The organism is Streptomyces sp. DSM 106670 (genome assembly GCF_055792845.1).
Genome location: NZ_CM147704.1, coordinates 5,957,577 through 5,976,100 on the forward strand (window position 1 = coordinate 5,957,577; position 18,524 = coordinate 5,976,100).

The 18,524-nt window shown below is 72.4% G+C and carries 12 protein-coding genes; 7 read left to right on the forward strand and 5 right to left on the reverse strand.

The window, feature by feature from the left end:
• Positions 1-699: 699 nt before the first annotated feature.
• Together glgP and ACSMXR_RS26545 are read left to right on the forward strand one after the other, a co-directional pair.
• Complete coding sequence (glgP, locus tag ACSMXR_RS26540) at positions 700-3,369, forward strand: alpha-glucan family phosphorylase (RefSeq protein ID WP_137233559.1); 2,670 nt, start codon at positions 700-702, stop codon at positions 3,367-3,369.
• Positions 3,370-3,627: 258 nt separating this feature from the next.
• Complete coding sequence (locus ACSMXR_RS26545) at positions 3,628-4,860, forward strand: alginate lyase family protein (protein WP_381789472.1); 1,233 nt, start codon at positions 3,628-3,630, stop codon at positions 4,858-4,860.
• A gap of 87 nt (positions 4,861-4,947) precedes the next feature.
• On the opposite strand, the gene ACSMXR_RS26550 is transcribed toward ACSMXR_RS26545, so the two are convergent.
• Together ACSMXR_RS26550 and ACSMXR_RS26555 are read right to left on the reverse strand one after the other, a co-directional pair.
• Entirely contained in the window at positions 4,948-6,993 is a 2,046-nt protein-coding gene (locus tag ACSMXR_RS26550) for a M4 family metallopeptidase (protein WP_137233561.1), read from the reverse strand.
• 385 nt (positions 6,994-7,378) lie between these two features.
• Complete coding sequence (locus ACSMXR_RS26555; RefSeq protein ID WP_381789468.1) at positions 7,379-7,969, reverse strand: TetR/AcrR family transcriptional regulator; 591 nt, start codon at positions 7,967-7,969, stop codon at positions 7,379-7,381.
• Positions 7,970-8,111: 142 nt separating this feature from the next.
• On the opposite strand from ACSMXR_RS26555, the gene ACSMXR_RS26560 reads away from it, so the two are divergent.
• Together ACSMXR_RS26560 and ACSMXR_RS26565 are read left to right on the forward strand one after the other, a co-directional pair.
• A complete protein-coding gene (locus ACSMXR_RS26560) occupies positions 8,112-9,233 on the forward strand; it encodes an FAD-dependent oxidoreductase (protein WP_473170067.1) in 1,122 nt (373 codons plus the stop codon).
• Between the two features lie 214 nt (positions 9,234-9,447).
• Positions 9,448-10,497 (forward strand): LPXTG cell wall anchor domain-containing protein, encoded by a 1,050-nt coding sequence (locus ACSMXR_RS26565; RefSeq protein WP_473170068.1) that lies wholly within the window; start codon positions 9,448-9,450, stop codon positions 10,495-10,497.
• 68 nt (positions 10,498-10,565) lie between these two features.
• On the opposite strand, the gene ACSMXR_RS26570 is transcribed toward ACSMXR_RS26565, so the two are convergent.
• From ACSMXR_RS26570 to ACSMXR_RS26580, 3 genes are all read right to left on the reverse strand, one after another.
• Positions 10,566-10,811 (reverse strand): helix-turn-helix domain-containing protein, encoded by a 246-nt coding sequence (locus ACSMXR_RS26570; RefSeq protein WP_364885547.1) that lies wholly within the window; start codon positions 10,809-10,811, stop codon positions 10,566-10,568.
• Complete coding sequence (locus ACSMXR_RS26575; protein WP_137233566.1) at positions 10,811-11,302, reverse strand: DUF2975 domain-containing protein; 492 nt, start codon at positions 11,300-11,302, stop codon at positions 10,811-10,813. The genes ACSMXR_RS26570 and ACSMXR_RS26575 overlap by 1 nt, the downstream gene beginning before the upstream one ends.
• Before the next feature lie 110 nt (positions 11,303-11,412).
• On the reverse strand, positions 11,413-15,165 hold the full coding sequence (locus ACSMXR_RS26580; protein ID WP_473172449.1) for an ABC transporter ATP-binding protein: 3,753 nt from the start codon (positions 15,163-15,165) through the stop codon (positions 11,413-11,415).
• Positions 15,166-15,422: 257 nt separating this feature from the next.
• On the opposite strand from ACSMXR_RS26580, the gene ACSMXR_RS26585 reads away from it, so the two are divergent.
• From ACSMXR_RS26585 to ACSMXR_RS26595, 3 genes are read left to right on the forward strand one after another with little or no spacing between them, the layout of a single operon-like run.
• Positions 15,423-16,370, forward strand: coding sequence for an ABC transporter ATP-binding protein (locus ACSMXR_RS26585; protein ID WP_473170069.1), 948 nt, complete (start codon positions 15,423-15,425; stop codon positions 16,368-16,370).
• A 1-nt stretch (position 16,371) separates the two neighbouring features.
• Positions 16,372-17,211, forward strand: coding sequence for an ABC transporter permease (locus tag ACSMXR_RS26590; RefSeq protein ID WP_473170070.1), 840 nt, complete (start codon positions 16,372-16,374; stop codon positions 17,209-17,211).
• 14 nt (positions 17,212-17,225) lie between these two features.
• Positions 17,226-18,515: a sensor histidine kinase gene (locus ACSMXR_RS26595; protein ID WP_473170071.1), complete on the forward strand. Its 1,290-nt coding sequence runs from the start codon at positions 17,226-17,228 to the stop codon at positions 18,513-18,515.
• Positions 18,516-18,524: the final 9 nt, after the last annotated feature.

The window sequence follows — 18,524 nt, forward strand, 5'->3', positions numbered from 1 at the left end:
CCTGAGGGCTGGAGGAGCTCGGCGTGCACGGGGGACGGCACGGGCGCGGAGGACCGACCGCGTGTGCCGCGAAGACGGGGATCTGTCCTTTGTAGCTGCTCAGCTGTCTGCTGACGGGCTGTGGGCATGGCCGCTCCTGTCCGCGTTCACTCGAATGGCACTCGAATGGGTGGGTCACGGGGGTTTCGTGCATGTTTCGGGATGCACGGAGAACGTCTGCGGGCCGGGTCGTGCCGCGTACCGGGGAAGCCTTCCCCGCGTCCGCGGGTGGGAAATCCGGCGCCGTGTTAACTACTCGGTCGTAGCCAACCGCTCGGGAACCGCCGCGCGCGGCGCGCACGCCCCGGTGGGCGCGGGAACCCGAGGCGCCCCCACAGGTTCCGGATACCCGTTCTGCGGCGCCACACGGCAGCCTTCCCTGTGCCGGTGAGGTCCACAAGGCTGCGTACGGGAGAGAAATCGGCCAAACCACCAGGTGAGCGGTGTGACGGAGGATCACGGGCGAGGTGGGTGAGGCGTCTGTGAAGCGCCTGCGGAGTGCTCGCGGGGCGGCGCGCGGCGATCACTCGCGGACCTGGTGCGCCGTCCGCGCGCCGTGGCAGCCCGCCACGGACGGCCGCTACCGTCAGGGGTGACGGAAGGGACGCACACCGTGGTGCGTCCGCTCGGATGCGCAAGTCCCCTGTAAAGGTGGAGTACGTGAAGGCCATTCGTCGATTCACCGTGCGTCCTGTCCTCCCCGAACCCCTCCGACCCCTCCACGACCTCGCGCGCAACCTGCGCTGGTCGTGGCACACCGAGACCCGTGAGCTCTTCCGGTCCGCCGACCCCGAGGGCTGGCGGCCCGCGGACGCCGACCCCGTACGGCTGCTCGGCTCGCTGTCCGCCGGGCGGCTCACCGAACTGGCCGGGGACGAGGCGTACCTCGCCCGCCTCGCCGAGGCCTCCGCCGACCTGGCCGAGTATCTCCAGGGCCCCCGCTGGTACCAGGAACAGCGGGCCGCCGGAGCCGAACTCCCCTCCGCCGTCGCCTACTTCTCACCCGAATTCGGCGTCACCGCGGCGCTGCCCCAGTACAGCGGCGGTCTCGGCATCCTGGCCGGCGACCACCTCAAGGCCGCCAGCGACCTCGGCGTCCCGCTCATCGGCGTCGGGCTGCTCTACCGCCACGGCTACTTCCGCCAGAGCCTCTCGCGCGACGGCTGGCAGCAGGAGCACTATCCCGTCCTCGACCCCAACGAACTCCCGCTCGACCTGGTCCGCGAGGCCGACGGCACCCCCGCCCGGGTGGTGCTCGCCCTGCCCGGCGGACGCTCGCTGCACGCGTGCATCTGGCTGGCCCGGGTCGGCCGCGTACCGCTGCTCCTGCTCGACTCCGACGTCGAGGAGAACGCGCCGGGCGAACGCGACGTCACCGACCGGCTCTACGGCGGCGGCAGCGACCACCGCCTCCTCCAGGAGATGCTGCTCGGCATCGGCGGGGTGCGCGCGGTGCGCACCTGGTGCCGCCTCACCGGCACCCCGGAGCCGGAGGTGTTCCACACCAACGAGGGCCACGCCGGCTTCCTCGGCCTGGAGCGCATCCGCGAACTCGTCCCCGCCGGGCTCGACTTCGACGCCGCCCTCGAAGTGGTGCGGGCCGGAACCGTCTTCACCACCCACACCCCGGTGCCCGCCGGGATAGACCGTTTCGACCGGCAGCTGATCGCCCGCCACTTCGGCGACGACGGCGAGCTGTCCGGCGTACCCGTCGAGAAGATCCTGCGGCTCGGCACCGAGACCTACCCGGGCGGCGAGCCGGAGCTGTTCAACATGGCGGTGATGGGCCTCCGGCTCGCCCAGCGCGCCAACGGCGTCTCCACCCTGCACGGGGCCGTCAGCCGGGAGATGTTCTCCGGGCTCTGGCCGGGCTTCGACCCCGCCGAGGTGCCGATCACCTCCGTCACCAACGGCGTCCACGCACCGACCTGGGTCGCCCCCGAGGTGTTCCGGCTCGGCGCGGGCCAGGTCGGCGAGGGCCGCGCCCATCAGGTGCTGGCGGGCGGCCCGGTGGCCGACGAGACCTCCGCACAGGCCGGCACCCCGCGCCGCTGGGACGCGGTGACCGGCATCGGCGACCAGGAGATCTGGGACCTGCGCCGGGATCTGCGCGGACAGCTGGTCACCGAGGTCCGCCGTCGCCTCTACGCCTCCTGGCGACGGCGCGGCGCGGGCACCGCCGAGCTGGGCTGGATCGACGGCGTCCTCGACCCGGACGTCCTGACCATCGGTTTCGCCCGGCGCGTCCCCTCGTACAAGCGGCTCACGCTGATGCTGCGCGACCGCGACCGGCTGCGGGAGCTGCTGCTCCACCCGACGCACCCGATCCAGATCGTCGTCGCGGGCAAGGCCCACCCCGCCGACGACGGCGGCAAGCGGCTGGTCCAGGAGCTGGTGCGGTTCGCCGACGACCCGCGGGTGCGCCACCGCATCGTCTTCCTCCCGGACTACGGCATGGGCATGGCGCAGAAGCTCTACCCGGGCTGCGACGTCTGGCTCAACAACCCGCTGCGCCCGCTGGAGGCCTGCGGCACGAGCGGGATGAAGGCGGCGCTGAACGGCTGCCTCAACCTGTCGGTGCGCGACGGCTGGTGGGACGAGTGGTTCGACCCGGACTTCGGCTGGGAGATTCCCACCGCCGACGGCTCCGCGGTCGACGAGGACCGCCGCGACGAGCTGGAGTCGAACGCCCTGTACGCCCTGATCGAGGACCGGGTCGCCCCGCGCTTCTACGACCGGGGCGCGCAGGGGCTGCCGGACCGCTGGATCGAGATGGTCCGCTCCACCCTGGTCAACCTCGGTCCGAAGGTGCTCGCGGGGCGGATGGTGCGTGAGTACACCGAGCGCCTGTACGCCCCCGCCGCGCAGTCCCGCCGGGCCCTGGAGCCCGGGGCCGCGCGGGAGCTCGCCCGGTGGAAGGCCGAGGTCCGGGCGGCCTGGCCGGATGTCGCCGTCGACCATGTGGAGTCGGTCACCGACACCGCGGCGGGCGGCTCGGCGGAGCTCGGCGCCACTCTGGCGCTGCGGGTGCGGATCGCGCTCGGCGGTCTGGACCCGGACGACGTGGAGGTCCAGGTGGTCGCGGGCCGGGTCGACTCCGGCGACGCCATCGCGGACGCCCAGACCTTCCCGCTGAAGCCGGCGGGCGGTCAGGACCTGGAGGACCGCTGGCTCTACGAGGGTCCGCTCGCGCTGGACCGGACGGGACCGTACGGCTACACCGTGCGCGTGCTGCCCGCCCATCCGCTGCTGGCCACCAGCGCCGAGATGGGCCTGGTCGCGCTGCCGGCCGAGGCGGCGGGGGAGGGCGCGGGCGTGCTGCTGCGCTGAGCGCGCGCCCCGGCCGACCCGGGGGGCCCGGCACCCGTGCGGTGCCGGGCCCCTGTGCGTGGTGCGACGGGTTCCTTCGTGCAGTGAACGCAGAACCTTGACGTGTCCATGGAATGGCTTTACGTTCCTGACTCATCGCAGGGTTCATCATGCGGCCCACAGTTCACATCCATGAACGTCGTGGACTCCCGTGACCACCCATCACCACCCCTGTCGGGTCGGGCCGTCGAACCGTCACCGCACCGGAAGGCACCCCACATGCGCACCGGCACCATCCCCCGCGTCCTCGGCACCGCCGCCGCCCTGGCCGCGCTGCTCACCACGGCCCTCGCCGCACCGGCCCTCGCGGAGAGATCCCCGGACCCGGCGAAGGCCCCCGCCGCGGCCCCCGTCGCAGCCGCCGCCCCGGCGAACTTCACCCACCCCGGCGTACTCGTCAGCCGCCCCCAACTGGACTTCGTCCGGGGCCGGGTGCAGGCGGGCGCGCAGCCCTGGAAGAGCGCCTACGACCAGATGATGGGCAGCAAGTACGCCTCGCTGACCCGCACCGCCAAGCCCCGCGCCGTCGTCGAGTGCGGCTCCTACTCCAACCCCAACTACGGCTGCACGGACGAGCGCGAGGACGCCATCGCCGCGTACACGCTCTCGCTGGCCTGGTACCTCACCCAGGACAGCCGGTACGCGCAGAAGGCCATCGAGATCATGGACGCCTGGTCCGCCGTGATCAAGGACCACACCAACAGCAACGCCCCGCTCCAGACCGGCTGGGCGGGCTCCTCCTGGCCGAGGGCCGCCGAGATCATCAAGTACACCTACAGCAGCTGGCCGAACTCCGGCCGCTTCGGCACGATGCTCCGCAACGTCTACCTGCCGAAGGTCGCGGGCGGCTCCCACTCCAACGGCAACTGGGAGCTGTCGATGACCGAGGCGGCGATCGGGATCGCGGTCTTCCTGGAGGACCGCGCCGCCTATGACAGGGCGGTGGCGAAATTCCGCGGACGTGTCCCGGCGTACATCTATGTGACCGCCGACGGCTCACTGCCCAAGGTCGCGCCGGGCAGCGGCCTCGACACCCGGGCCAAAGTCATCAACTACTGGCAGGGCCAGTCGACCTTCATGGACGGACTCTCCCAGGAGACCTGCCGCGATCTGACCCACACCGGCTACGGCATCTCCGCCATCTCCCACATCGCCGAGACCAGCCGCATCCAGGGCCAGGACCTCTACCCGGAGGTCGCCGACCGGCTGCGGCACGCGATGGGGCTGCACGCCAAGCACCAGCTGGGCACGCCCGTCCCGTCCTCGCTGTGCGGCGGCTCGCTCAAGGACCACCTCGGGCCGATCACCGAGGTCGGCTTCAACGCGCTCGCCAACCGCCTCGGTTACGCGATGACCAACACGCAGACGCTGACCGAGCGGCAGCGTCCCGCCGGATCCAACAACCTCTTCGTCGCCTGGGAGACCCTGACCCACGCGAACAACCCCGCCTGACCCGGGGGTTGTTGAGGAACGCGCCATGACGAACGGCCCGGGAGGGGGCGGAACCCCTCCCGGGCCGTTCGGTTCGGTGCGCGTGGATCAGAAGGTGAGCTTGAAGCTGTTGATCCGTCCGGTGTCCTGCCGCGCGAGGTCCTGGACCTTCAGCTTCCAGACCCCGTTGGCCACCTCGGACGAGGCGTTGACCGTGTAGGTCTCCACCACGTTGTCCGCGGAGTCGCCGGCGGAGCGGTTCTTCAGCCGGTAGTTCGTGCCGTCCGGGGCGACCAGGTCGACGACCAGGTCACCGCGCCAGGTGTGCGTGATGTCCACGCCGACCTTGAGGGCGCTCGGCGCGTTGCCGGCCACACCGGAGACGGTGACCGAGCTGGTGACGGCCGCACCGGCGTCCGGGATGTTCACCACGGTGGTGTTCTCGAACACCTTGCCGCCCGGGTCGGGGTCGCCGCCGCCGGGGCGGGCGCCCACGTTGATGCCGGCCCAGGCGTGGGCCACGGCCGCGTACTCCGGGCTGGTGGCCCCGTACAGCTCACTGGCGACCGCGAGCGTGCCGGTGCGGGCCGCGGCGTAGTTGGTCGTCGAGGTGAACTTGGTGGTGAGCGCCTTGAACCAGATCTGCAGCGCCTTGTCCCGGCCGATGCCGGTCACCGGGAGGCCGTCGGAGGTCGGCGAGTCGTAGTTGACGCCGTTGACGGTCTTGGCGCCGCTGCCCTCGGAGAGCAGGTAGAACCAGTGGTTCGCCGGGCCCGAGGAGTAGTGGACGTCGACGTTGCCGATGCCCGAGTACCAGTAGTCCTTGGACGAACCGTCCTTGGAGGGCTTGTCCATGTAGCGCAGCGGCGTGCCGTTGCCGTTGATGTCGATCTTCTCGCCGACCAGGTAGTCGCCCGGGTCCTCGCTGGTGTTGGAGTAGAACTCCACGCCCGCGGCGAAGATGTCGGAGGTGGCCTCGTTGAGACCGCCGGACTCACCGCTGTAGACGAGCTTGGCCGTGACCGAGGTCAGACCGTGCGTCATCTCGTGGGCGGCCACGTCCAGGGAGGTCAGCGGCTTGACGTTGCCGCTGCCGTCGCCGTACGTCATGCAGAAGCAGCTGTCCTGCCAGAACGCGTTGACGTAGTTGTTGCCGTAGTGGACGCGGGAGTACGCGCCGACGCCGTCACCGCGGATGCCGGTACGGCCGTGCACGTTCTTGTAGTAGTCCCAGGTCTCGGCGGCGCCGTAGTGGGCGTCCGCGCCGGCCGTCTCGGCGTTCTGCGGCGTGCCGTTGCCCCAGACGTCGGTCGAGTTGGTGAACAGCGTGCCGGTGCCGGAGCTGCCCCGGTTCAGGTTGTACGTCTTGTGGTTGCCGCGCGTGGTGTCGGTCAGGGTGTACGAGGGCGCGGTGCCCAGGGTGACCTGGCCGTTGTACTGCGTGTTGCCGGTGCCGTTGTGGACGGCCTGCCACTCGTAGAGCTTCTCGCCCGTGGTGGCGTCCGTGAGCACGTGCAGCTCGTTCGGGGTGCCGTCGTGCTGGAGTCCGCCGACCACGGTCTCGTACGCGAGCTGCGGCGCACCGCTGCCCAGCCACACCACCTTGCGCGGGGCCTCACTGGCCTCCTCGGCCTTCGAGCCCTCGGCCTTCGCCGCGCCGAGCGCCTGCTTCTCGGCCGCGGCCGGGGCCACGTCGGCGGTCAGGCCGACGGCCTTCAGCTGCGCGCTGGTCGCCTTCGACGCCTTGCTGACGCCCTCGGTCGTCCCGGCCGCGGACTCCTTGACCACGAGGTCGCCGCCGAGGACGGGGAGGCCGTCCAGGGTGCGCTCGTAGCGGGTGTGCGTCGTGCCGTCGCGGTCCTGGACGACATCGCGGACCACGAGCTTCTCGGTGGACCCGAGGCCGAGTTCCTTGGCGGTGGCCGCCTTGGTGGCGTTCGCCTCGCTGAGCAGCTCGGCGCGCTGGGCGGGCGAGAGCTTGGCGGGCAGGGCGCCCGGGTCGGCCTTGGTGCCGGCGGTGATGCCGCCGAGCGGGGCCGAGGCGGGCGCGGAGGTGGCGGTCGCGGCGCCGGACGGAACGGCGACGGCTATGAGGGCTGCTGCGGCTATCAGAGCGCCGGTCGCGGTGGCGCGACGGCTGGGCGTGGATCTCACGCGGACTCCTTCTGCGAGGGGGGTACCGGCGGCGCTGGACGGGCCGTCCGGACGGTGCAGGCGGTGCGCAGAACGGGGTGAAGAGTGTCAGCAGATGACCGTGTCTGTCAGGAGCGCGTCAATAACTTGGCCGGTTTTCGTTCGTTGCCGGAAAGGTTATGTTCGTTAAGCGGACGTTTCGTCGATCATTGCCGCAGTGTTACCGGGCGTTGTGGAGCCCGGTATTCACAGGGTGGTCACAGGTTTCGTGCGCGACGGGCACCGCATGGTCGCGGGCGGGAAGAGGCGTGATGACCGCCTGATGAGACGACGTCGGGTTCTGGCCAGATCCGCACGCCGGAATGCGCCGGTCCGTCAGGATGCGGCCCGGGGCGGAGCGGAGCGCTCAGGCGGTCGCGTCCGGCGGGTACACCGCGTCCAGGAGATCGCGCACGAAGCGGTCGAGGTCGTCGAGTCCCGCCGCCGCGAGGGTGTCGGGGCCGTTCGTCAGCAGATGCGGGACCGCCGCGTGCAGGGCGAGGGTGACGACGGCCGCCCGCTGCGGGGTGACGGGCAGTCCGGCGGCGCGCTGGGCCGCCTCGAAGCCCGCGAAGTCGCCCCTGGCCATCGGGTCGAGGATGCCGGAGAGCCAGGGCCGCCGGGTCGCCTCGGCCTGGAGCTCCAGCACGGCGAGGAGACGGGCGCGGCCGGGTCCCGCGACGTTCTCCAGGAGCGAGCGGAAGAGGGCGGTCAGGCCCTCGCGGTCCGTCGGCCCCGGGCGGGCGGCCAACTGCGCGGTGAGCGCGACGTACTGCTCCAGGCAGCGCTCCGCCACCGCGCGGAGCACCGCGTCACGGGTCGGGAAGTAGTTCTTGGTGGTACCGGGCGGCACCTCGGCGGCCCGGTCCACGGCCCGGTGGGTCAGCCCGCGCCCGCCGTCCCGGGCCAGCACCTCGATCGCCGCGTCCCGCAGCCGGTCCCGCCGGTCCGGATTCACGCGCGCTCCCTCACTCCCGTACCGAGGCCCTGGCGTACCGAGGCCCTGGCTTCCTCGCTCTCCTTGCCGATGCTACCCCAGCCGTGGTACCACGGATGTGGTGGTTCTTCTGCACCGGCCGGACGAGCTTCGGGAGTGCGACATGACGGGAACGGCGACCGTGGTCGGCGCGGGCATCGGCGGACTGGCGACCGCGATCGGACTCCGCCGCGCGGGCTGGAGCGTGACCGTGCTGGAGCGGCGCACCGGACCGGAGCGTTACGGTGCGGCCTTCGGCATCCACCCCACCGCACAGTCCGCGCTCGACCGGCTCGGCGTCGGCGACGCGCTGCGCGACCACGCCGTCCCCTACCGCGACGCGCACATCCGCACCCCGGACGGAACGCCGATCGCCCGCCTCCCGCTGGAACGCATCGAACGCAAGGCGGGCCGCCCCGAACTCCTCATCTCCCGCCCGTATCTGCTCGACGCCCTGCTCGCGGGCCTCGAAGCCTTCGGCGACGTACCGCTGAAGCTCGGGGAGCGGGTCACCGATGTGGACGCCCTCGCCGCCGGGCAGGACCTGGTGATCGGCGCCGACGGCATCCGCAGCGCCGTCCGCACCGCCCGCTTCGGCGACCGCAGCGGCCCGCGCGCGGTCGGCACCGTCGCCTGGATCGGCATCGCCGACATCGAGAGCCCGGTGCACGGCGAGACCTGGGGGAGCGGCCGCTTCTTCGGGCTGACCCCGGTCGAACCGGGCCGCACCAACTGGTACGCCACCGCCCCCGAGGCCACCACCGCCGAGGAGCTGCGCGGCTGCTTCGCCGGCTGGCACGACCCGATCCCGCGCATCCTGGACGCCACCGATCCGGCGACCTGGATCCGCTACGAGATGCGCCACCTGTACCCGGCGCTGCCCTCCTTCGTCTCCGCCGACACCGACACCGACACCGACGCCGACAGCGACACCAACACCGACGCCGGGCCTGCCTCCGCCGCTCCCGTCGCCCCCGTCGCTCTGGTCGGCGACGCGGCCCACGCCATGACGCCCAACCTGGGCCAGGGCGCCTGCACCGCGATCCTGGACGCGGACGCCCTGACCCGCGCGCTCGCCGCCGCGCCCCCGGGCCCGGCGGGCGTCATCGGCGCCCTGCGCGCCTACGACCGTGAACGCCGCCGCAGCGCCCAGCGGACCGCCTTCGCCTCCCGGACCCTGCACCGCTTCATGAGCACGGAACGCACCCGGCTGCGCAATGGGGCGGTGCGGCTGCTGCCGGGGTGAGGGGGCGCGCATGCGGTCGCCCGAGCGCCGGGGGGCGTGCGCGGGTGTGAGGCGGGTCACGTAGTTCCGGCCATGGCCGGATACAACCTCGCACCACCCCTGACGGTCACACCCATTGGCCTCACCCGTGTCTCCCTCCACCTTCGAACCCGGACGGCCCTCCCAGCCTTCGTGCCGCTCCGGCGGCACCCAGACTCATCGAGGACCTCACGTCATGAAGATCCGCCGCGCCCTGGCCGTCGCCGCAGCGACCGCCGTGCTCGCCCCGGTCACCCTCCTCGCGGCCCCCGTCGCCCTCGCGACCCCCGGCCCGCAGCCCGAGACCACCGAAAGCTCGCCGGCCCCGGAGGAGTCCGCGAGCTCTCCCGCCCCGGAGGGCTCCGCTACCTCCCCCGCTTCGGAGGAGTCCGAGACGTCCCCGGTGCCCGGAGAGTCCGAGGGCTCCCCGGCCCCCGAGGAGAGCGAGACGGCCCCCGCGCCCGGGAAGACGGAGACCGCCCCGTCCCCCTCCGCGAGCACCACCGCCCCCTCGCCCTCCGCCACCTCGCCCGAGGACATCTGCGACGGCGGCGACGAGGACAGCGACCCCGTGGTCGACGAGAACGTGCGGATCTCGATCTCCGGACTGCCGTCCAAGGTCGTCGCGGGCAGCGGCTTCCACGGCTTCCGGCTGAACGTGACCAACAAGAGCGACCGGGCCTACGATCGCGTCGACGTCGGCGTCTTCGCCGCCAAGGTCGACAAGGGGACGTGGAACGACTCCAGCGGCCACCTCACGCTCCAGTTCAAGGACCCGGAGACGGGCGTCTGGACGGACATCCTGCTCGATGACGAGAACGAGGCCTCCGGCTACCTGGGCCACACCTCCCTGCGGGCCAAGGAGTCCTTCGCCATCGACCTGCGGGTGAGCGTCGCCAAGAAGTCCCCGGCGGGCACCGCCTTCGTCATCACCGCAGGCGTCTACCCCGACGCCCAGGGCGGCTGCGTCCTCGCCGACAGCCCGGGCTTCTACGAGTTCGACGTCCTCGCCGCGGGCGCCGAGGCGGGCGACCCGAACGAGGCGAAGCCCCAGGAGGGCGGCAAGAAGCCGCTTCCGGCCAAGCCCGTGGGCAACACCGAGATCAAGCCCGAGGGCACCCTCGCCCAGACCGGCTCGGACTCCGACCTGCCGCTCATCGCGACCATCGGCGGGGTGTCGGTCCTCGTCGGCGCCGGTGTCGTCTTCGCCCTCGGCCGCCGCCGCAAGGCCGGCGCGACCGCCTGACGGATGTGACGCCAGGGGGGTGCCGCCCGGCCGGGCGGCACCCCCCTCGTACATCCCCGGGTCGCGGTTCAGCCGTCGGCGGTGTCCTCGCCGGATTCCTCGGCGTCGTCCTCCGGCTCCCAGCGGAGCAGGTCGCCCGGCTGGCACGCGAGCGCGTCGCAGAGTGCGGCGAGCGTCGCGAAACGCACCGCCTTGGCGCGGCCGTTCTTGAGCACCGCCAGGTTGGCGGGGGTGATCCCCACGCGGTCCGCGAGTTCGCCCACGGACATCTTCCGCCGGGCCAGCATCACGTCGATGTCGACGGTGATCGGCATCAGATCACCTCGTCCAGCTCGGCCCGCATCTCCGCCGCTTCGACGTCCCGGGCGACGGCCTGGGCGAGCAGCGTCCGCAGCACGAGCACGAGAAGTGCGACTCCCAGGACGGCCACGCCCACCCCGCCCATGATGAGGGTGACGCCCGGGTCGTCCCGCTGGCCGGGCGCGTTCAGGGCCGTGACCGCGAACCACACGAGGGCGGCCGCGACGATCGCGCCGATGATGACGTCCACGTACCGGAAGGCGGCGTGGGAGAACACGGTTCCGCGCCGCACCATCGTGACCAGCCGCCACACGCAGACCACGGTGACCTGGGCCGTCCCGATGCCCAGGACCGTGATCACGCGCAGCGGGGTCAGCGGAAGCGAACCGTCCTCCGGGTCGTTCCCGCTGACCAGCGCCCACACCATCAACGCCTGTACGAACACGGTGCCGGTGAGCACCACCACGAGCACGGCGCGCAGCGCGCGCACGGTCAGCTTTCCCATGACCGATCCTTCCATCGAGACACGATGGAAATCTATCGAAATTCGATAGATGGGGCAAGGGGTGGCCGGAGGGCGGGTAGACGGCGACGCGGAGCCCGCACCCCCCACCCTCAGGCCAGACTGTCCTTCCACGTCCGGTGCAGCCCCGCGAACCGCCCCGTCCCGCCGATCAGTTCGGACGGCGCGCCGTCCTCCACGATCCGGCCGTGCTCCATCACCAGCACCCGGTCCGCGATCTCCACCGTGGAGAGCCGGTGGGCGATCACCACCGCCGTGCGGCCGTGCAGCACCGTGTCCATGGCCCGTTGCACGGCCCGCTCGCCGGGGATGTCCAGGGAGCTGGTCGCCTCGTCCAGGATCAGCACCGACGGGTTTGCCAGCAGGGCGCGGGCGAAGGCCACCAACTGGCGCTGGCCCGCCGAGATCCGGCCGCCCCGCTTGCGTACGTCGGTGTCGTAGCCGTCCGGCAGGGCGGCGATGAAGTCGTGCGCGCCGATCGCCTTCGCGGCGTGCTCGATCTCCTCCCGGGTGGCGTCCGGGCGGCCGATCGCGATGTTCTCCGCGACCGTCCCGGAGAACAGGAACGCCTCCTGCGTCACCATCACCACGCCCCGGCGCAGCTCGGCGGTGTCCAGGTCGCGCAGGTCCGTGCCGTCCAGCAGGACCCGGCCCTCCGTCGGGTCGTAGAAGCGGGCCAGCAGCTTGGCCAGCGTCGACTTGCCCGCGCCCGTGGAGCCGACGACCGCCACCGTCCGGCCCGCCGGGATGTGCAGGTCGAAGGTGGGCAGCACCTCGCCGCCCGTACGGTAGGCGAACCGCACCCCGTCGAACGTGACGTCCCGGCCCGGGAGTTCGCCGGAGCGCGGCGGCAGCTCCCTGGGGTGGTCGGTCTCCGGGACGTTCGGCGTCTGGGCCAGCAGACCGGCGATCTTCGCCAGCGAGGCCGCGGCCGACTCGTAGGAGTTGAGGAACATGCCCAGCCGGTCGATCGGGTCGTACAGCCGGCGCAGATACAGCACCGCCGCCGCCAGCACCCCGAGCGCCAGCGTCCCGTCCGCCACCCGGTAGGCGCCCCACAGCACCATCCCGGCCACCGCCGTGTTCGCGATCAGCCGCGAGCCGACGACATAGCGCGCCATTTCCAGGATCGCGTCGCCGTTCCGCCGCTCGTGGACGCCGTTCAGCGTGCCGAACACGGCGTCGTTGCTCCGCTCCCGGCGGAACGCCTGGACCGGGCGGATGCCGTTCATCGTCTCCGCGAACTTCACGATCACCGCCGCGATCGCCGTCGACCGGGCCGTGAACGCGACGGACGCCCGCCGCCGGTACATCCGGACCATCAGATACAGCGGTACGAAGGAGAGCGTGGCGATCGCGCCGATGCCCAGGTCCAGCCAGAGCAGCACCAGCGAGATCGACACGAACGACAGGACCACGCCGATCAGTTCCTGGAGCCCCTCGCTCAGCAGCTCCCGCAGCGACTCCACATCGGTCGTGGAACGCGAGATCAGCCGGCCCGAGGTGTAGCGCTCGTGGAAGTCGACGCTGAGCGCCTGCGCGTGCCGGAAGATCCGGCCGCGCAGATCGAGCAGCACGTCCTGGTTGATCCGCGCGGCGGCCCGGATGAAGCCGTACTGGAGGACGCCCGCGCCGACCGAGCAGAGCGCATAGCCGACGGCGACCGCGATCAGCGGGCCGTAGTCGTGGTCCCGGAACGCCGGAACCCCGCTGTCGATCGCGTACGCCACCAGCAGCGGGCCTGCCTGCATCGCGCCCTGCTGGACCAGCAGGAGCAGGGCCGCCACCGCGACCCGGCCGCGCATCGGGGCCAGCAGCGAGAGCAGCAGCGAGCGCGTCGCCCCGGGCGGAGCGGGCAGGTCGTCCTGGTCGAACGGGTCGTCGGAGAGCGGCCGTTGCGGAGCGGGCGGGCTCTTCTTCCGCAGCCCGTCGTCCTCGGCCGCGGGACGTGAGGCGTCGTCGGTGGTCGTGGTCATCGGGCACTGCCCTCCTCGGCGGGGACCTGCCCGACGGCGGCCCGGTGGTCCTCGTGTTCGGCGTCCCGGCGGTCCTCGTGATCGGCCTCGTGACCGGCGTCCCGGCGGTCCTCGTGCCCGGCCCCGGTGAGCCCGGCGCCCTCGCGCGTACGGGCCGGATCGCCGGGCTCGGCGCCCGACATCAGCCAGGCGTACTCCGCGTTGTCGCGCAGCAGCTCCTGATGGGTGCCGACCGCGGCGATCCGGCCGCCCGACAGCAGCGCCACCCGGTCGGCCAGCATCACGGTGGACGGGCGGTGCGCCACGACCACCGCCGTCGTCCGCTCCAGGACCTGCCGCAGCGCGGCCTCCACCAGCGTCTCCGTGTGCACGTCCAGCGCGGAGAGCGGGTCGTCCAGCACCAGGAAGCGCGGCTCGCCGACCACGGCCCGGGCCAGCGCCAGACGCTGGCGCTGGCCGCCGGACAGGCTCAGGCCCTGCTCGCCGACCTCGGTGTCCAGCCCGTGCGGCAGCTCGTGCACGAAGTCGGCCTGGGCCACCGACAGCGCCCGGCGCACCTGCGCCTCGTCCGCGCCCGCCGCGCCCATCGTCACGTTCTCGCCGACCGTCGCGGAGAACAGCGTCGGCTCCTCGAACGCCACCGACACCAGCTCCCGCAGCCGCGAGCGCTCCATCGTGGCGATGTCCTCGCCGTCCAGCGTGATCCGCCCGCCGGTCGCCTCGTGCAGCCGGGGCACCAGAGCGGTCAGCGTCGTCTTGCCCGACCCCGTACCCCCGACGAGGGCCAGCGTCTCGCCCGGCCGGATGTGCAGATCGATCCCGGCGAGGACCGGCGGCGAGCCCGGCTCCGCGTCCGGGTAGCGGAACTCGACGCCCTCGAACACCATCCCGGCGGCGGTGGCCGGCGCGTCCTCGCGCACCGCGACGGCCCCGGGTTCCTCCGGGACGTCCATCACCTCGAAGTACCGGTCGGTGGCGGTCGCCGACTCCTGGCTCATCGCCAGCAGGAAGCCGATCGACTCCACCGGCCAGCGCAGCGCGAGCGCCGTGGAGAGGAAGGCCACCAGCGTGCCGGCCGACAGCGATCCGTCCGCCACCTGGATCGTGCCGAGGACCAGCGCGGCGCCGATCGCCAGCTCCGGGATGGCGGTGATCAGCGCCCAGATCCCGGCGAGCAGCCGGGCCTTGCCCAGCTCCGTGGTGCGCAGCCGGTGCGACAGCGCCCGGAAGGCCTGCGCCTGGCTGCGGTGCCGGCCGAAGCCCTTGACGATGCGGATGCCCAGCACGCTCTCCTCGACGACCGTGGTGAGATCGCCGACCTGGTCCTGGGCCCGGCGCGCGACCACCGAGTACTTCGTCTCGAACAGCGAGCACAGGATCATCAGCGGCACCGCGGGCGCCAGCAGCACCAGACCGAGCGTCCAGTCCTGGGCGAACAGAAGAACGAACCCGACGAGGATCGTCGTCGTGTTGACGATCAGGAAGGTCAGCGGGAACGCCAGGAACATCCGCAGCAGCATCAGGTCCGTCGTCCCGCGCGACAGCAGCTGACCCGAGGCCCAGCGGTCGTGGAAGGCGACCGGAAGCCGTTGCAGATGGCGGTAGAGATCCGCCCGCATCGACGCCTCGACTCCGGCCAGCGGACGCGCCACCAGCCACCGCCGGAACCCGAACAGCAGCGCCTCCGCGATGCCCAGCAACAGCAGATACAGCGCCCCCAGCCACACCCCGCCCGGATCGCGGTCGGCGACGGGACCGTCCACCATCCACTTCAGGACCAGCGGGATCACCAGCCCCAGACAGGACGCCACGACCGCCACGAAGGCGGCGGTGAACAGGCGGACCCGCACGGGTCGGACATAGGGCCACAGGCGCAGGAGGGAGCGCACGGCGGACCGGTCCGTGCGCTCTGCAGGCTTTTCGGGCATCAGGGCCGACCTTACGTTTCACCACTGACATCGGTCCTCCCAATTTCGGCCGGACCGGGCCCTCTTCCCCGGCCGGTCCGGCGGAACGCACCTCGGGCCGCACCCCGGGTCGTACCCCCGCATCAACCGATCGGCCGATGCGCCGTCGAGCGTGACGGCGGATACCGCCCGGGACCGTCCGCCGGAACCCTGGTGGACATGGCAATCATCGAAGTCAACGGGGTACGCAAGACCTACGCGGGCCGTGCCGTGGTCGACGGCGTCTCCTTCTCCGTCGAGGAGGGCGAGATCTTCGGCATCCTCGGCCCCAACGGCGCGGGCAAGACCACCACCGTCGAGTGCGTGGAGGGCCTGCGCATCCCCGACGCGGGCACGGTCAGGGTCGCCGGGCTCGACCCCGTCGCCGACCACGACCGGGTGACGCACCTGCTCGGCGCCCAGCTCCAGGAGAGCGAGCTCCAGGCCAAACTGACCGTACGGGAGGCGCTGGAGCTCTACACCGCCTGCTACCCGGCGCCCGCCGACTGGCGGCCGCTCGCGGACCGGCTCGGCCTGGCGGACAAGCTCACCACCCGCTTCGCCAAGCTCTCCGGCGGCCAGAAACAGCGCCTGTTCATCGCGCTCGCCCTGATCGGCAACCCGAAGGTCGTCGTGCTCGACGAGCTGACCACCGGCCTCGACCCGCGCGCCCGCCGCGACACCTGGAAGCTCATCGAGGAGGTCCGCGACAGCGGGGTGACCGTGCTGCTCGTCACCCACTTCATGGAGGAGGCCCAGCGCCTCTGCGACCGGATCGCCGTCATCGACCGGGGCGAGGTCGTCGCCCTGGACACCCCGGCCGGGCTGATCCGGCGGGCCACCGGCTCCACCGTCGTCTCCTTCGTCCCCTCCCGCACCCCGGCCGGACCCGAGCTGGACCGGCTCGCCGCACTGCCGGGCGTCGCCTCGGTGACCCCGCCCGACGCCTCCGGCGTCCTCGTCCTGCACGCCACCGACGACACCGTCACCCCGCTCATCGCCCTGCTCGCCGAACTCGGCGTCACCGCCCAGCGGCTGCGGGTCACCGAGACCAGCCTCGACGAAGCCTTCCTCGACCTCACCGGCAACGACCTCACCGGCAACGACCTCGCCGGACAGGACGCCTGACATGAACCCCGCATCGACTCCGGCCCCGGCCCCGACCCCGGCCCCTGCCTCGACCTCGACGCCGACCCGTACGCCGGAACGCGCCGCGCCCGTCCGCCGCCGCGGCCCCATGGCGGCCGTACTGCTCACCGAGACCCGGCTCTTCCTCCGCGAACCGGGCAGCCTCTTCTGGATCCTCGCCTTCCCGACCGTCCTCCTGGTGATCCTCGGCTTCGTCCCGGCCTTCAAGGAGGCCGACGACAACCTCGGCGGGCGCCGGGTCATCGATCTCTACGTCCCCGTCTCGGTCCTGCTCGCCATGATCATGGCCGGACTCCAGGCGATGCCGCCGGTCCTCACCGCGTACCGCGAACGCGGCATTCTGCGCCGGATGTCCACCACCCCGGTGCGGCCCTCGGCCCTCCTCACCGCCCAGATCACCCTGCACGGCGCGGCCGCCCTCGGCTCGGCGCTGCTGGTCGTCGCCGTCGGCCGCGTCGGCTACGGGGTCGCGCTGCCCGGACAGCTCCCCGGCTACGCGCTGGCGCTGCTGCTCGCGGTCGCCGCCGTGCTCGCCCTGGGCGCGACGATCTGCGCCCTGTCCCGTACGACGAAGGCGGCCACCGCGGTCGGCTCGGTCGCCTACCTCGCGATGATGTTCACCGCCGGGGTCTGGGTGCCCGTCCAGGCGATGCCCGACACCCTGCGCCGCGTCGTGCAGCTGACCCCGTTCGGCGCCGCGTCGCAGGCCCTGGACCAGGCCGCCTCCGGCCACTGGCCGAGCTGGGCGTACCTCGGGGTCGTCGCGCTGTGGACCGTGGTCCTGGGCATCGCGGCCGGTCGACTCTTCCGGTGGCAGTGACGGAGACTGCCCGCATGACGCAGCCGCCCTGCTCCGCGTACCCGTCCGGCGCGACGGGTCCCCGCACGATCGAGGACCGCTGGGAGCAGTTCTACCGGTACGGGCCCTACGCCGTCCTCGCCCTGTCCGCCCTCGTCGGGGGCGTCGCCGCCGACCTGATCATGACCCGTACCGAGATGTACGCCGCCGGGGTCCTGGTCGCGGTGGCGCTGGGGCTCCAGGTCTGGTGGGGCCGGACCCGCCCGCGTACCGCGCCGCGCGCCGCGGCCGGGGTGGTCTACTACGCCGCCCGGACCGTCCTCGCCTTCGCCCTGTCCTGGCTCAACCCGTTCTTCGCGATCTACGCGGCCCTCGGCTACTTCGACGTCGAACCCCTGCTGCCCAAGCGGGCGGTGCGCGGTGGACTGCTCGCCACCGCCGTCACCCTGGCCGGTTCGCAGAGTGGCGGACTGCCGCCCGCCACCCTGATGAACTGGGTCGCCTTCGGCGCGCTCTACCTCATCAACTCCGCCCTCGCCCTCTTCTTCTGGCACATCGGGATGCGGGAGGAGGAGAAGGCCCGGATCCAGGTCGAGACCATCGCCGAGCTGGAGCGCACCAACCTCCGGCTGGAGGAGGCCATGGCGGAGAACGCGGCCCTGCACGCCCAGCTCCTCGTCCAGGCCCGGGAGGCCGGGGTCGACGATGAGCGGCGCCGGCTCGCCGCCGAGATCCACGACACCCTCGCCCAGGGCCTCACCGGGATCATCGCCCAGCTCCAGGTCGTCACCTCCGTCACGGAGAGCGATCCGGCGACCGCCCGCCTCCACCTGGACCGGGCCGCCGCGCTCGCCCGCCACAGCCTCGGCGAGGCCCGCCGCTCCGTGCACAACCTGGCCCCCGTCGCCCTGGAACACGACGAACTGCCCGGGGCGTTGAAGAAGACCGTCACCGACTGGGCCGAACAGCACCGCGTCCGCGCCGACTTCACCGTCACCGGCACCGTCGAACCGGTCCACGACGAGATCGCCGCCACTCTGCTGCGCATCGCGGGCGAGGCCCTGGCCAACGCCGGGCGGCACGCCGGGGCCTCGCGGGTCGGGGTGACGCTGTCCTTCATGGACGACGAACTGACCCTGGACGTACGGGACGACGGCCGCGGCTTCGACCCGGCGGCCGCCGCCCCGGCGAGCCGCACCGGAGGCTTCGGCCTCGGCGGCATGCGGGCCCGCGCGGAACGCATCGCGGGCGCGGTCGAGGTGGAGTCGGAACCGGGCGGCGGCACAGCGGTCTCCGCCAGGGTCCCCCTGGTCAGGCAGGAGTGAACGACCCTG